Annotated in this window: 14 protein-coding genes; 10 read left to right on the plus strand and 4 right to left on the minus strand. The window is 62.8% G+C overall.

Features of this window, described 5'->3' with window-relative positions; all coding sequences use genetic code 11:
• Positions 1 to 131: 131 nt before the first annotated feature.
• Complete coding sequence (locus tag JKP78_RS17050; RefSeq protein WP_186689543.1) at positions 132 to 1,430, plus strand: serine/threonine protein kinase; 1,299 nt, start codon at positions 132 to 134, stop codon at positions 1,428 to 1,430.
• A 73-nt stretch (positions 1,431 to 1,503) separates the two neighbouring features.
• Entirely contained in the window at positions 1,504 to 2,247 is a 744-nt protein-coding gene (locus tag JKP78_RS17055) for an MlaA family lipoprotein (RefSeq protein ID WP_420831050.1), read from the plus strand.
• 55 nt (positions 2,248 to 2,302) lie between these two features.
• Here the strand turns inward: JKP78_RS17055 and JKP78_RS17060 are convergent, their stop codons facing one another.
• Positions 2,303 to 3,451 (minus strand): patatin-like phospholipase family protein, encoded by a 1,149-nt coding sequence (locus tag JKP78_RS17060; RefSeq protein WP_186689547.1) that lies wholly within the window; start codon positions 3,449 to 3,451, stop codon positions 2,303 to 2,305.
• 148 nt (positions 3,452 to 3,599) lie between these two features.
• Complete coding sequence (locus JKP78_RS17065) at positions 3,600 to 4,535, minus strand: lipid A biosynthesis lauroyl acyltransferase (protein WP_186689549.1); 936 nt, start codon at positions 4,533 to 4,535, stop codon at positions 3,600 to 3,602.
• A gap of 111 nt (positions 4,536 to 4,646) precedes the next feature.
• On the opposite strand from JKP78_RS17065, the gene minC reads away from it, so the two are divergent.
• The 5 genes from minC to JKP78_RS17090 all read left to right on the plus strand — a co-directional run bounded on the left by minC (position 4,647) and on the right by JKP78_RS17090 (position 8,825).
• Complete coding sequence (gene minC / locus JKP78_RS17070) at positions 4,647 to 5,405, plus strand: septum site-determining protein MinC (RefSeq protein WP_170028774.1); 759 nt, start codon at positions 4,647 to 4,649, stop codon at positions 5,403 to 5,405.
• Positions 5,406 to 5,505: 100 nt separating this feature from the next.
• Complete coding sequence (gene minD / locus JKP78_RS17075) at positions 5,506 to 6,318, plus strand: septum site-determining protein MinD (RefSeq protein ID WP_019097102.1); 813 nt, start codon at positions 5,506 to 5,508, stop codon at positions 6,316 to 6,318.
• A 3-nt stretch (positions 6,319 to 6,321) separates the two neighbouring features.
• Positions 6,322 to 6,576, plus strand: coding sequence for a cell division topological specificity factor MinE (gene minE / locus JKP78_RS17080; protein WP_003252572.1), 255 nt, complete (start codon positions 6,322 to 6,324; stop codon positions 6,574 to 6,576).
• 154 nt (positions 6,577 to 6,730) lie between these two features.
• Complete coding sequence (locus tag JKP78_RS17085) at positions 6,731 to 7,366, plus strand: RluA family pseudouridine synthase (RefSeq protein WP_186689551.1); 636 nt, start codon at positions 6,731 to 6,733, stop codon at positions 7,364 to 7,366.
• Positions 7,367 to 7,535: 169 nt separating this feature from the next.
• Positions 7,536 to 8,825 (plus strand): M18 family aminopeptidase, encoded by a 1,290-nt coding sequence (locus tag JKP78_RS17090; protein ID WP_170028772.1) that lies wholly within the window; start codon positions 7,536 to 7,538, stop codon positions 8,823 to 8,825.
• Here JKP78_RS17090 and JKP78_RS17095 read toward each other — a convergent pair.
• Positions 8,801 to 9,583, minus strand: coding sequence for a hypothetical protein (locus tag JKP78_RS17095; protein ID WP_200627048.1), 783 nt, complete (start codon positions 9,581 to 9,583; stop codon positions 8,801 to 8,803). The two genes, JKP78_RS17090 and JKP78_RS17095, sit on opposite strands and share 25 nt — an antisense overlap.
• Positions 9,584 to 10,270: 687 nt before the next feature.
• Here JKP78_RS17095 and JKP78_RS17100 point away from each other — a divergent pair.
• Positions 10,271 to 10,438, plus strand: coding sequence for a hypothetical protein (locus tag JKP78_RS17100; protein WP_170028769.1), 168 nt, complete (start codon positions 10,271 to 10,273; stop codon positions 10,436 to 10,438).
• 44 nt (positions 10,439 to 10,482) lie between these two features.
• The gene (locus JKP78_RS17105; protein WP_170028768.1) at positions 10,483 to 12,639 is read left to right on the plus strand and encodes a mechanosensitive ion channel family protein; all 2,157 of its coding nucleotides are present in this window, start codon (positions 10,483 to 10,485) and stop codon (positions 12,637 to 12,639) included.
• Between the two features lie 60 nt (positions 12,640 to 12,699).
• Here JKP78_RS17105 and JKP78_RS17110 read toward each other — a convergent pair whose 3' ends face one another.
• Positions 12,700 to 13,413: a UTRA domain-containing protein gene (locus JKP78_RS17110; protein WP_170028767.1), complete on the minus strand. Its 714-nt coding sequence runs from the start codon at positions 13,411 to 13,413 to the stop codon at positions 12,700 to 12,702.
• 328 nt (positions 13,414 to 13,741) lie between these two features.
• On the opposite strand from JKP78_RS17110, the gene JKP78_RS17115 reads away from it, so the two are divergent.
• Positions 13,742 to 14,806, plus strand: coding sequence for an ABC transporter substrate-binding protein (locus tag JKP78_RS17115; protein ID WP_186689555.1), 1,065 nt, complete (start codon positions 13,742 to 13,744; stop codon positions 14,804 to 14,806).
• Positions 14,807 to 14,843: the final 37 nt, after the last annotated feature.

Genomic DNA, 14,843 nt, shown 5'->3' on the forward strand with positions numbered 1-14,843 from the left:
CAAAATCACAACCCTGCAGCTATGTTGCAGATAACAAGCACACAAAAGGCCACCACGCCTGGCAACTTTGCCCGGCCCGCTGTGGTCCTAGCCTGCACACTGCTCGACCTTGCGTTCTTTTGGGGGATTACATGCTTCGATCTTTGCGCCTCGCTGCCTTGCTTGGCGGCCTGCTCCTGGCTGTGGCCGCTTCGGCGCGGGATATCGACGCCGCGAGCTATGGCTACCCCTTGACCAACCCGTTCGAGGCGACCATCGCCACCACGCCGCCGGACCAGCGCCCCAGCCTGCCTGGCGACGACGAAATCAGCCAGTCCGACTACAGCCTCAACCTGCGCCCGGACCGCGAGTTCAGCCTGCCCGACAACTTCTGGGCGGTGAAGAAGCTCAAGTACCGCCTGGCCCGCCAGGACCGTGAAGCACCGCTGATCTTCATCATTGCCGGCACTGGCGCGCCCTACACCAGCAGCATCAACGAATACCTGAAGAAGCTGTTCTACCAGGCCGGCTTCCACGTGGTGCAACTGTCCTCACCCACCAGTTACGACTTCATGAGCGCCGCTTCACGCTTCGCCACCCCTGGCGTCAGCCAGGAAGACGCCGAAGACATGTACCGGGTGATGCAGGCCGTGCGTGCCCAGCACCCGCGCCTGCCGGTCAGCGAGTTCTATCTCACCGGCTACAGCCTGGGGGCACTGGATGCCGCCTTTGTCAGCCACCTGGATGAAACCCGCCGCAGCTTCAATTTCAAGCGCGTGCTGCTGCTGAACCCACCGGTCAACCTGTACACCTCGATCAACAACCTCGACAAACTGGTGCAAACCCAGGTCAAGGGCATCGACCGCAGCACCACCTTCTACGAGTTGATGCTGGCCAAGCTGACCCGCTACTTCCAGGAAAAAGGCTACATCGACCTCAATGAAGCCCTGCTGTACGACTTCCAGCAGTCGCGCCAGCACCTGTCCAACGAACAGATGGCCATGCTGATCGGCACGTCGTTCCGCTTCTCCGCAGCCGACATCGCCTTCACCTCCGACCTGATCAACCGCCGCGGCCTGATCATTCCGCCGAAGTTCCCGATTACCGAGGGCAGCAGCCTCACGCCGTTCTTCAAGCGCGCGTTGCAGTGCGACTTCGACTGCTACATGACCGAGCAGGTGATCCCCATGTGGCGCGCCCGCACCGACGGCAACAGCATCCTGCAGCTGGTCAACCAGGTCAGCCTGTATGCCCTGGAAGACTACCTGCGCAGCAGCGACAAGATCGCCGTGATGCACAACGCCGACGATGTCATCCTCGGCCCGGGCGACATCGGTTTCCTGCGCAAGGTATTCGGCGACCGCCTGACCCTTTACCCGCACGGCGGCCATTGCGGCAACCTCAATTACCGCGTCAACAGTGACGCCATGCTGGAGTTCTTCCGTGGTTAACAAACTCCTCCTCGCCACTGCCCTGTTAGCCGCCGGCCATGCCCTGGCTGCCGAGACCGCCCCGCGGGCCAGCGTGATCGAGGCCGACCCGCAGGTGACCGCCGCGCCGCTGGCGCCGGAAGCCGATGGTTTTACCGACCCGCTGCGCGAACTGAAATTCAACCCGGGGCTGGACCAGCGAGAATTCGAGCGCTCCACCCTGGAAGCGCTGAACGTGTACGACCCGCTGGAGTCGATCAACCGGCGCATCTATCACTTCAACTACCGCCTCGACCAATGGGTCCTGCTGCCACTGGTCAGCGGTTACCAATACGTCACGCCGCGCTTCGTGCGGACCGGCGTGAGCAACTTCTTCAATAACCTGGGCGATGTGCCGAACCTGTTCAACAGCGTGTTGCAGCTCAAGGCCAAGCGTTCGGCGGAGATCACTGCACGGCTGATGTTCAACACCATCATCGGCGTCGGTGGGCTGTGGGACCCGGCGACCAAGATGGGCCTGCCGCGCCAGAGCGAGGACTTTGGCCAGACCCTGGGCTTCTACGGCGTGCCGGACGGCCCGTACCTGATGCTGCCGGTGTTGGGGCCGTCGAACCTGCGCGACACCACCGGGCTGGTGGTGGACTATGCCGGCGAGCAGGCGATCAACTACCTGAACGTGGCCGAAGCCAGCAGTGACCACCCGGAAATCTTTGCCCTGCGCGTGGTGGACAAGCGCTATACCACCAACTTCCGCTACGGCCAGCTCAACTCGCCGTTCGAGTATGAAAAGGTGCGCTATGTGTATACCCAGGCGCGCAAGCTGCAGATAGCCGAATAACAGCGCTCTCGCCCCTGTCGCCAGCTTGCCGGCGACAGGGCCTGAACAGGCAGCATCAGATACCGAGGAACTGGCACAACTCCCGCTTCTTGGCCAAGGCATCCCTGCGCCCCAGTTCGATCAGCTCGCTGCAATAGCTGGCCTCGAACAGCAGGTAACTCAACACCCCCGCGCCGCTGGTCCGGGTCGCCCCCGGCCCGCGCAGGAACACGCGCAACGCCGCCGGCAGCTCGCGCCGGTGGCGTGCGGCGATCTCGTCCAGCGGTTGGCTGGGCGCCACCACCAGCACGTCGATGGGTGCCAGCCCCAGGCGCCGGGCATCGAGGTGCGCCGGCAACAGGCGGCTGAGGTGGTTGAGGCGCTGCAGCAGTTCGATGTCGTCTTCCAGGCTGTCGATGAACGTACTGTTGAGCATGTGCCCACCAATCTGCGCCAGGCTCGGCTGCTGCCCGCTGAATATGCGCTGGGCCGGCAAGGGCGGCGCTGGCCGCTGCGGGTTGCCGCTGACCCCGACCACCAGAACGCGGCTGGCGCCCAGGTGCAGGGCCGGGCTGATCGGCGCCGACTGGCGTACTGCGCCATCACCGTAATACTCATCGCCGAGCTGTACCGGAGCGAACAGCAACGGGATGGCCGCGCTGGCCAACAGGTGGTCGATGGTCAAAGGCGCCGGCATGCCAATGCGGCGGTGGCGCAACCAGGCTTCGATGGTGCCGCGGCCCTGGTAGAAAGTCACTGCCTGGCCGGACTCATAGCCGAATGCGGTCACCGCGACGGCCCGCAATTGTTCGGCAGCCAGGGAATGCGCGATCCCGTCCAGGTTCAGGTGCGACTGCAGAAGGTTGCGCAGTGGGCTGCTGTCGAGCAACGCCACCGGCCCCGGGCGGCCCAGGCCCAGCAGGTTGTGGGCAACGAAGCGACTGGCCTGGCGGACCACGCCAGGCCAGTCGCTGCGGATGACCAGGTGGCTGCGGAAGTTCTGCCAGAACGCCGTGAGCTTTTGCACCGTGTCATGGAAGTGCGTCGCGCCACTGGCCAGGGTCACCGCGTTGATGGCGCCGGCAGAGGTGCCGACGATGACCGGGAACGGGTTATGTGCGCCGGCAGGCAACAGCTCGGCGATGCCGGCCAGCACGCCGACCTGGTAGGCGGCACGGGCGCCGCCGCCAGAAAGGATAAGACCGGTTACCGGGGGTGGGGCCATACGAGTCCTTCCTGGAGTTGATGTGCTGTCAGTGCCGGCCTATTCGCGGGTAAACCCGCTCCCACAGGTATTGCACAGCTTTCAAGGCCTGTGCAGAACCTGTGGGAGCGGGTTTACCCGCGAATAGGCCGGCACAGGCAAAGCAGGCTCAGCGGTTTTTCTTGTCATACAGCCGCGGTGCCCCTTCGGGCCGCGACTTGAAGCGCCGGTGCGCCCACAGGTACTGCTCGGGGCATTCACGCAACACGCGCTCGACCCACTGGTTGATGCGCAGGCAGTCGGCCTCCTCGCTTTCGCCGGGGAAGTCGGCCAGCGGCGGGTGTATCACCAGACGATAGCCGCTGCCATCCTCCAGGCGCTTCTGGGTGAACGGAATCACCTGCGCCTTGCCCAGGCGGGCGAACTTGGTGGTGGCGGTCACCGTCGCTGCCGGGATGCCGAACAACGGTACGAAGATGCTCTGCTTGGCACCGTAGTCCTGGTCCGGTGCGTACCAGATCGCCCGGCCCGAACGCAGCAGCTTGAGCATGCCGCGCACATCCTCGCGCTCCACTGCCAGCGAGTCGAGGTTATGCCGCTCGCGGCCGCTGCGCTGGATGAAATCGAACAACGGGTTGCCATGCTCGCGGTACATGCCGTCGATGGTGTGCTGCTGGCCGAGCAGCGCGGCGCCGATTTCCAGGGTGGTGAAGTGCACCGCCATCAGGATCGCGCCCTGCCCCGCCTGCTGGGCGGCCTGCAGGTGCTCCAGCCCCTCGACATGCGCCAGGCGCGCCAGGCGTGCCTTGGGCCACCACCAGCTCATGGCCATTTCGAAGAAGGCGATGCCGGTAGAAGCGAAATTGGCCTTGAGCAGACGCTGCCGCTCGTCGACCGACAGCTCCGGGAAACACAGCTCCAGGTTGCGCGCGGCAATGCGCCGCCGCTCACCGGCAAAGCGGTACATCACCGCCCCCAGCGCGGCACCGACCTTCAACAGCACCCGGTACGGCAGCTGGACCACCAGCCACAGCAGGCCCAGGCCCAGCCACAGGCCCCAGAAACGAGGGTGAAGGAAATAGGGACGAAAACGCGGACGTTCCATTGAAGCTTCCGGAAAGACAAAGGCCGCGCATTCTACAACGGATCAGCGCATGTTGCGGGCAACCGGTCTTATCGTTATAAGTCAGGGCACTTTTTTCGCAACAAGCCGTCTATGCAGACCATGAGCCCAAACCACACACCCGACTCCGCCTCCGTGTTCCAGCTCAAGGGCAGCATGCTTGCCATTACCGTACTGGAACTGGCGCGCAATGACCTTGAGGCCCTTGACCGCCAGCTGGCGGCCAAAGTCGCCCAGGCACCGAACTTCTTCAGCAACACGCCGCTGGTGCTGGCGCTGGACAAGCTGCCGGCCGACGTGGGCGCAATCGACCTGCCTGGCTTGATGCGGATCTGCCGCCACCACGGCCTGCGCACCCTGGCCATCCGCGCCAACCGTATCGAGGACATTGCCGCCGCCATTGCCATCGACCTGCCGGTGCTGCCGCCGTCCGGTGCCCGCGAACGGCCGCTGGAGCCCGAGCCCGAGGTGAAGAAGCCCGAGCCGGCCCCGGTGCCGCCGCCGATCCTCGAGCCCGAGGTGCGCCCGACCCGCATCATCACCGCGCCGGTGCGTGGCGGCCAGCAGATCTACGCCCAGGGCGGCGACCTGGTGGTGACTGCCTCGGTCAGCCCGGGGGCGGAACTTCTGGCCGATGGCAATATCCATGTGTACGGCGCCATGCGCGGCCGCGCCCTGGCCGGCATCAAGGGCAATACCAAGGCGCGTATCTTCTGCCAGCAGATGACCGCCGAAATGGTCTCCATCGCCGGCCAGTACAAGGTTTGCGAAGACCTGCGCCGCGACCCGCTGTGGGGCACCGGGGTGCAAGTCAGCCTGTCTGGCGACGTGTTGAACATCACCCGTCTTTAACGGATACTTGCCAGCATTTTTAGTGCAACTTTTTTGTCGTTGCCAATTATTTGTATTTTTGCAGGGACTTGCGTCCCGATTATTTTAGGGGTGAAACACCTTGGCCAAGATTCTCGTGGTTACTTCCGGCAAGGGGGGTGTGGGCAAGACCACCACCAGCGCCGCCATTGGTACCGGCCTCGCACTGCGTGGCCACAAGACTGTCATCGTCGACTTCGACGTAGGCCTGCGTAACCTCGACCTGATCATGGGCTGCGAACGCCGCGTGGTGTACGACTTCGTCAACGTGGTCAACGGCGAAGCCAACCTGCAGCAGGCCCTGATCAAGGACAAGCGCCTGGAGAACCTGTACGTGCTGGCGGCCAGCCAGACCCGTGACAAGGACGCGCTGACCCAGGAAGGCGTGGAAAAGGTGCTGATGGAGCTGAAGAAAGACTTCGAGTTCGTCATCTGCGATTCGCCAGCCGGCATCGAGAAAGGTGCGCACCTGGCCATGTACTTCGCCGACGAAGCCATCGTGGTGACCAACCCCGAGGTTTCCTCGGTACGTGACTCCGACCGCATGCTGGGCATCCTGTCGAGCAAGTCGCGCCGCTCCGAGAACGGCGAAGAGCCGATCAAGGAACACCTGCTGATCACCCGCTACCACCCGGAGCGCGTGGAAAAGGGCGAAATGTTGAGCATCGCCGACGTCGAAGAGATCCTGGCGATCAAGCTCAAGGGCGTGATCCCCGAATCCCAGGCCGTGCTGAAGGCTTCCAACCAGGGTATCCCGGTCATCCTCGACGACCAGAGCGATGCCGGCCAGGCCTATAGCGATACCGTCGACCGTCTGCTGGGCAAAGAGAAGCCCCTGCGGTTCATCGAAGTGCCGAAGCAAGGATTCTTCGCGCGCCTGTTTGGAGGCAAGTAAACCATGAACCTTTTTGACTTCTTTCGTGGCAGACAGAAACAGACCAGCGCGTCGGTAGCGAAAGAGCGTCTACAGATCATCGTGGCGCACGAGCGCGGCCAACGCAGCGAGCCGGACTACCTGCCAGCGCTGCAAAAGGAACTGCTGGAAGTGATCCGCAAGTATGTGAACATCGGCAACGATGACGTGCATATCGAACTGGAAAACCAGGGCAGCTGCTCGATTCTGGAACTGAACATCACGTTGCCGGATCGCTGATCCGCGCAATCAGCCATTGGGGCTGCTGTGCAGCCCATCGCGACGCAAGGCCACCCTGCCGGGAATGCCTACCCCGGTGCAGGAGCGGCCTTGCGTCGCGATGGGCCGCAAAGCGGCCCCAATGGCTTTCCCCCGTTTCAACAGAGACCCTGCAATGCCGCTGTCCAACATCCAGATCCTGCACGAAGACGCCGCCATCCTGGTGATCAACAAACCGACCCTGCTGCTGTCGGTACCGGGCCGTGCCGAGGACAACAAGGACTGCCTGATCACCCGCCTGCAGGAAAACGGCTATCCCGATGCGCTGATCGTGCACCGCCTGGACTGGGAAACCTCCGGCATCATCCTGCTGGCCCGCGATGCCGATAGCCACCGTGAACTGTCGCGCCAGTTCCACGATCGCGAAACCGAAAAGGCCTACACCGCACTGTGCTGGGGCCAGCCGGCGCTGGACAGCGGCAGCATCGACCTGCCACTGCGCTACGACCCGCCGACCAAGCCACGGCATGTGGTGGACCACGAACTGGGCAAGCATGCGTTGACCTTCTGGCGCATCATCGAGCGCTGTGGCGACCATTGCCGGGTCGAGCTGACGCCGATTACCGGGCGCTCGCACCAGCTGCGCGTGCACATGCTGTCGATCGGGCACCCGCTGCTGGGCGACCGCCTGTATGCCAACCCCGAGGCGCTGGCGGCCCATGAGCGGCTGTGCCTGCATGCGTCGATGCTGAGCTTTACCCACCCGGTTTCCGGGGCGCGGATGAAGTTCGAGTGCCCGGCGCCGTTCTGATCTTGTATCGCCTTTACCGGCCTCTTCGCGGCTAAAGCCGCTCCCACAGGTACTGCACGGCCCTTGAAAGCGGTGCGGTCCTTGTGGGAGCGGCTTTAGCCGCGAAGAGGCAGACACAAATTGTCGACCCAATACGCTAAACTCGCGCCACTGCTGTCTGGAGTGAGCTATGCGCGACGCACTGAATTCTGGCCTGATCGACTTCCTCAAGGCCTCCCCTACGCCCTTCCACGCCACCGCCAGCCTGGCCCAGCGCCTGGAAGCTGCCGGCTACCAGCGCCTGGACGAACGCGACAGCTGGGCCACCGTGCCTGGCGGCCGCTACTACCTCACCCGTAACGACTCGTCGATCATCGCCATCAAGCTGGGCAAGCAAGCGCCGCTGCTGAACGGCATCCGCATGGTCGGCGCGCACACCGACAGCCCGTGCCTGCGGGTCAAACCGCAGCCCGAGCTGCAGCGCCAGGGCTTCCTGCAGCTGGGCGTCGAAGTGTATGGCGGCGCGCTGCTGGCGCCATGGTTCGACCGCGACCTGTCGCTGGCTGGCCGGGTCACCTACCGCCGTGACGGCAAGGTCGAAAGCCAGTTGATCGACTTCAAGCTGCCGATCGCGATCATCCCCAACCTGGCCATTCACCTCAACCGCACCGCCAACGAAGGCTGGGCGATCAACCCGCAGAACGAACTGCCGCCGATCCTGGCCCAGGTGGCTGGTGATGAGCGCATCGACTTCCGCGCCCTGCTCACCGAGCAGCTGGCCCGCGAGCATGAACTGATCGCCGACGTGGTGCTGGATTACGAACTGAGCTTCTACGACACCCAGGATGCCGCGCTGGTCGGCCTGAACGGCGACTTCATCGCTGGCGCGCGCCTGGACAACCTGTTGTCGTGCTACGCCGGCCTGCAGGCCCTGCTCACCGCGGACAGCGATGAAACCTGCGTGCTGGTGTGCAACGACCATGAAGAAGTCGGCAGTTGCTCGGCCTGCGGCGCCGACGGCCCGATGCTGGAGCAGACCCTGCAGCGCCTGCTGCCGGATGGCGATGCCTACGTGCGCACCATCCAGCGCTCGCTGATGGTGTCGGCCGACAACGCCCACGGCGTGCACCCCAACTACGCCGACAAGCATGACGGCAACCACGGGCCCAAGCTCAATGCCGGGCCGGTGATCAAGGTCAACAACAACCAGCGCTACGCCACCAACAGCGAAACCGCCGGGTTCTTCCGGCACCTGTGCATGGCCGAAGAGGTGCCGGTGCAGAGCTTCGTGGTGCGCAGCGACATGGGCTGCGGCTCGACCATCGGCCCGATCACCGCCAGCCACCTGGGCGTACGTACGGTCGACATCGGCCTGCCGACCTTTGCCATGCACTCGATTCGCGAACTGTGCGGCAGCCATGACCTGGCGCACCTGGTGAAGGTACTGACGGCGTTCTACCGCAGCCGCGAGCTGCCGTGATCCGCGGCAGGGCCCGCCTCGAGTGCCGGGGCGGGCTCTGTTTTCGACGGATCAAGCAGGGCTTCCAGGTTGAGGCGGCCTTTGGGGTCCCAGTTGATGTATTTCCACAGCGAGAAATCTTCGGGGAGGCTGCCAGTTTCTTTCTGGGCATGTGCCAACCGTTCAGCCACGAGTTCGTGCTCGTTATCCGGATAAGCAAGACGTTCTACAGGCGTAAGGTTATCGAGGTATTCGAGATATCCTCTGAATAAAACCCGTAGATCCCTGGTACTGTCGGTGTAGGCAAAAATGCGGCCAAAGTAAGCCTGATCAAGTTCGTACTTGGCACGCCCGGCTGCCGCACGCTCCATCTCGGTAAAATTGCCTTCGTCTTCCTGTATGGCGACCAGTGTATCCCTGCCCAGACCGGCAAACGGGTTGTTTTTCGGATATTTCCCATCCGCAACGTCAACCATATACTGCACGGATTTGTAGAATAACTCGGTGCGCTCGGCAGAGTAGTTCTCTGGCAAATGCCGTTTGACATAATTCTCATACCCGACCCTGTCGTATTCTATATTCACGCGGTCATCCAGCGTAGGAGTGCCATAGATGCGCTGATAGCTGGCTCTCGTCTCATTCGAATGCGCAGCCAGATCCCGCCCTTCTTCAGACAGTCTCACACTGGTCGAGGCCGATCGTGGTAATGGCTCTGTCTTCTCGAGCGCCACGGAAGTTCGCACGGGCAAGATATTGGCAGGAATACCGGTAATTTTCATTCTGTTCTCCAGAAGGAATGTGCGCGAGCATTTGAAGCAGTATCCGTCAGGATTAATGGATGGTGAACTTGACGGTGTAATCGTAAGGTGGCTGCGCCGACACGCGCTGCAGAACTACCGAACACGTCGCTCTGGATGAGCCAATGGAGCGAGCGTCCTTGTTCCAGACAGGCGTATTACCTGTGCCAGAGGTATGTGAAGCCGAAAACCGACAAGCCTTCGCCCCGGACGTGTAGGTGAACCGCATGCCCGATACCAAGGGCGAATAACTGGTCACTTTTGCAGTGCTGGCTTGTTTTCTCTGCACAGCCGAAAACATTGGATTGGCAGTCCCCACCAGATGTTCAAACGTAAACTGGGCAGTTGAATCCGTCTGATTATCGACGGTCACGTTGCAACGTTGTTCTGTGCTTGTGTAAATCCGCTGAAGGTCAGCGTTACCATCGAAAAAACAACGAGTACTGGTAGCTTCATGAAGCGCTCCCCAAAATGACGTGAAAGACATACAACGTGTCCCTCAAGCCATCGGCGGAACCGCTAAATTCTTTGTAGGAAGTCGGTCTGATAAACATGTAGGAAAAATCCACAAACCCTACTTGAAAATTTCTGTGATTCAGATCAACCCCGCTTTAGCCCGGCGCGAACTATACTCAACGCAACCGCTCTCATCGCCGAAGGACCACTGCCATGTCCCCGTTCCTCTCCTTGTTCGTGCCGGTGTTCCTGTTCCTGTTGCTGCTGACCGTCGGCTTCAGCCTGCGCGAGCGCAACCTCGGCGTGGTAATGATGTGGGTCGGCACACTGGGCATCTTTGGCCTCACCTGCTGGAAGATCCTGGAGCAGCTGCCGTCATAAACCTCTACACTCGGTCAATCGTTTGACCTGAGGTAGTTTTACCCGTGCCCGCCTTCCTGCGTTGCCTGTTCCTGCTGCTGTTGCTGTTCCTCCCACCGGTACAAGCCGCCGGCCTGCCTGGCCTGCTTGGCGGTAGCGCGCCCGCGCAAGCGGAAGCCAGTGAACCGCTGGGCAAGTCGCTGGACGAGGTGATCAAGAACCTGGAAAACGACCAGCAGCGGGCCAAGCTGCTGGCCGACCTGAAAAAGCTGCGCGATGCCACCCAACAATCGCAACCCAACGTCGAACAAGGCGTGCTCGGCCTGATCGGCGGCGCCCTGCATGATCTCGAAAAGCAGTTCAGCGGCGATGCCAGCCCGTTCCACCGTTGGGCTGCGGAAATCGAACAGGCCCAGGCCGAACTGGCCGAGCTGGTGGTGCCGGTGCACCAGTGGCCGGCCATCCTGTTCGGCTTCGCGGCAGTCATCGCCGTATGGAGTGTGCTGGCCTATGCCTTCAACTGGGTTGGCCACCGGGTACGCCTGCGCTTTGGCTTGAGCGAGGAGTTGCCGCAGCATCCCCGCACCTGGGACCTGGTGCGCTTTGCCCTGCGCAAACTCGGCCCATGGCTGGTGGCGCTGGTGTTTACCGTATACCTGAGCTTCGTGCTGCCGCCGTCGCTGGGCAAATCGCTGGCCATGGTGCTGGCCTATGCGTTGGTGGTGGGCACCTGCTTCTCGGCGATCTGCGTGATCGCCTTTTCGCTGCTCGACGGCCCGCACCGCCACCGCGCCCTGTACATCCTGCGCCACCAGGCATTCCGCCCGCTGTGGCTGATCGGCAGTTTCGCCGCGTTCGGCGAGGCGATGAGCGACCCACGCCTGACGGTCGCCCTCGGCACCCACCTGGCGCATGCCCTGGCGACCCTGGCCAACGTGATTGCGGCGCTGTGCACGGGGCTGTTCATCCTGCGCTTTCGCCGGCCCATCGCCCACCTGATCCGCAACCAGCCGCTGTCACGGCGCCTGACCCGGCGCACCCTCAGCGACACCATCGAAATCCTCGGCAGCTTCTGGTTCGTGCCGGCGCTGATCCTGGTGGCCATCTCGCTGTTCGCGACCTTCGTTTCCGCCGGCGACACCAGCACCGCCCTGCGCCAGTCGCTGATGTGCACCGTGCTGGTGGTGGTGTGCATGGTGCTCAACGGCCTGGTGCGCCGCCATGCCGCCAACCCCAAGCGGGCCACCAAGCGCCAGGCGGTGTACGCCGAACGCCTGCGCAATTTTGCCTACCTGCTGGTGCACCTGTTCATCTGGCTGGTGTTCATCGAACTGGGCCTGCGCGTGTGGGGCCTGTCGATGATCAGCTTCGCCGAAGGCGAAGGCCACGACATAAGCCTGCGCCTGCTCGGCCTGGCCGGCACGCTGATTGTCGCCTGGCTGGTGTGGATTCTCGCCGACACCGCCGTGCACCACGCCCTGGTGCGTTCACGCCGAGGCCTGGCCAACGCCCGTGCGCAAACCATGATGCCGTTGATCCGCAACGTGATGTTCGTGGTCATTTTCATCATCGCGGTCATCGTCGCCCTGGCCAACATGGGCATGAACGTCACCCCGCTGCTGGCCGGTGCCGGGGTGATCGGCCTGGCCATCGGTTTTGGCGCGCAATCGCTGGTGGCCGACCTGATCACCGGGCTGTTCATCATTATCGAAGACTCGCTGGCCATCGATGACTACGTGGATGTCGGCGGCCACCTGGGCACGGTCGAAGGGCTGACCATCCGTACCGTGCGCCTGCGCGATATCGACGGCATCGTGCATACCATCCCGTTCAGCGAGATCAAGAGCATCAAGAACTACTCGCGCGAGTTCGGCTATGCGATCTTCCGCGTGGCGATCCCGCACAGCATGAATATCGACCAGGCGATCAGCCTGGTTCGCGAGGTGGGGCAGAAGCTGCGCAACGACCCGCTGATGCGCCGCAATATCTGGTCGCCGCTGGAGCTGCAGGGCGTGGAAAGCTTCGAGTCGGGGTCGGCGATCCTGCGGGCGCGGTTCAAGACCGCGCCGATCAAGCAGTGGGAGGTGTCGCGGGCGTTCAACCTGGCGTTGAAGCGGCAGCTGGATGAAGCGGGGCTGGACCTGGCGACACCGCGGTTGTCGGTACAGGTGGTGACGGCGGCGGGTGGCACGATGGCGGATGGCAACGCCGTATCGAACTAGCGCCGCTTCGCGCCCCATCGCGACACAAGGCCGCTCCTACAGCGGCCCCAAAAACCATGATCAACCCACCTGGGCACGAATGCGGATGGCATCATGCCGCCAATACTCCAGGTCGCAGTCGATCAGGTTTCCATGCTGGTCGCTGTTGACCCGGGTGATATGCAACCCGGGGCTGCCCGCCGACACTTTCAACGCACTGGCCGCCTCCACCGGCAACGCCGTCGGCCAGATCTCGAAGCACACCTGCCCATACTGGATGCCATACACCCGCCCATAGATCTCGGTCAGCGACTGGGCCAGGTCCTGTTCGAGGATCGCCGGGAAATACCGCGGGTTGAGGTAATGCTCGGCATACAGCACCGCCCGCCCGTCGATCCGCCGCAATCGGCAGATGCGCACCACGCTGGACAACGCCGGCAACTGCAGGCGCGCACAAATGGCGGCCGAGGCCGGCTGCAGTCGCGCGGAGAGCAATTCGGTACTGGCCACCCGCCCTTGGTCACGCACCATGGCGTGGAAGTGGCTGCGCTGGATCAGGTCGTAGGTCAGCCGCTCGGGCGCGACGAACCAGCCGCGCCGCTCTTCGCGGTAGATCAGCCCCTGGGCTTCCAGCTGCACCAACGCTTCACGCAAGGTGATGCGGGTGGTGTCGAACACCTCGCTGAGCCTGCGTTCCGCCGGCAGCTTGCCGCCCGGCGCCAACAGGCCGTGCTCGATCTGCTCCTGCAGGGCATGGCAGATGGCTGTTACCGCACGCGGAGGCATCGACTGCATCAAAGGTTACCTATCTGGACTAGTCCAGCCCCATAACGGGGCATCTGGAGAATAGTGCAAGCCTAGGCAGGGCTGATGAACATCCTGTGACAAAGCTGCACCAGACGCACTGCCAGAATCGGGCCAGCCCCGCAAAACCGGGGGCTGGCCATGGTCTACGCTGTACTGCCAGGAACCCGCTTACACCGGCGCAGGCTTTGCCCTACATCAAATTGTCACGCAAGCGGCCTACCTTGGCTCAAGGTTTGCTGACCTAGACCAAGGGGTCTCAGGCAACGGCTTTACTCATAACAACGATTCGCAAGGCACTCACCCAAAGGAGCTTCGGATGAAAAAGTTCTTCATGGCGTCACTGCTCGGTTCGGCCATCGCCCTGTGCACCACGGCCATGGCCGCCGGTACCGACCTCAAGGCCCTGGAAGACGCGGCCCGCAAGGAAGGTAACGTCAACAGCGTGGGCATGCCCGATGCCTGGGCCAACTGGAAAGGCACCTGGGAAGACCTGGCCAGCAAGTACGGGCTCAAGCACAGCGACACCGACATGAGCTCGGCCCAGGAAATTGCCAAGTTCGAAGCCGAGAAGGACAACGCCAGCGCCGACATCGGCGACGTCGGTGCCGCGTTCGGCCCGATCGCCGTGACCAAGGGCGTGAGCCAGCCCTACAAGCCCAGCACCTGGGAGCAGGTACCGGCCTGGGCCAAGGACCAGGACGGCCATTGGGCGCTGGCCTATACCGGCACCATCGCCTTCATCATCAACAAGGACCTGGTCAAGGAAAGCGAGCGCCCGAAAACCTGGCATGACCTGGAAAAAGGCAAGTACAAGGTCGCTATCGGCGATGTCGGTACCGCCGCCCAGGCCGCCAACGGCGTGCTGGCAGCGGCCATCGCCTACAATGGCGACGAGAACAACGTGGCGCCGGGCCTGCAGCTGTTCACCAAACTGGCCCAGCAGAAGCGCCTGTCGCTGGCCAACCCGACCATCCAGACCCTGGAAAAGGGCGAGGTGGAAGTTGGCGTGGTATGGGACTTCAACGGCCTCAGCTACCGCGAACAGATCGACCCCAAGCGTTTCGAAGTGCTGATCCCGTCGGACGGCTCGGTAATCTCCGGCTACACCACCATCATCAACAAGTATGCCAAGCACCCGAACGCGGCCAAGCTGACGCGCGAGTACATCTTCAGCGATGCCGGGCAGATCAACCTGGCCAAAGGGCATGCGCGGCCGATCCGTGCCGAGCACCTGAAGCTGCCGGACGATGTCCAGGCCAAGCTGCTGCCCAACGAGCAGTACCAGGCGGCGCAGCCGATCAAGAATGCCGAAGCCTGGGAGAAGACCTCCAAGGCACTGCCGCAGATGTGGCAGGAGCAAGTGATCATCGAGATGGAGTAAATGGCTAGCTTTTGCAGTGCCTGATCCGGCCTTTTCG

It is taken from the genome of Pseudomonas sp. LAM2023, from assembly GCF_016620375.1.
GTDB lineage: Bacteria > Pseudomonadota > Gammaproteobacteria > Pseudomonadales > Pseudomonadaceae > Aquipseudomonas > Aquipseudomonas anuradhapurensis.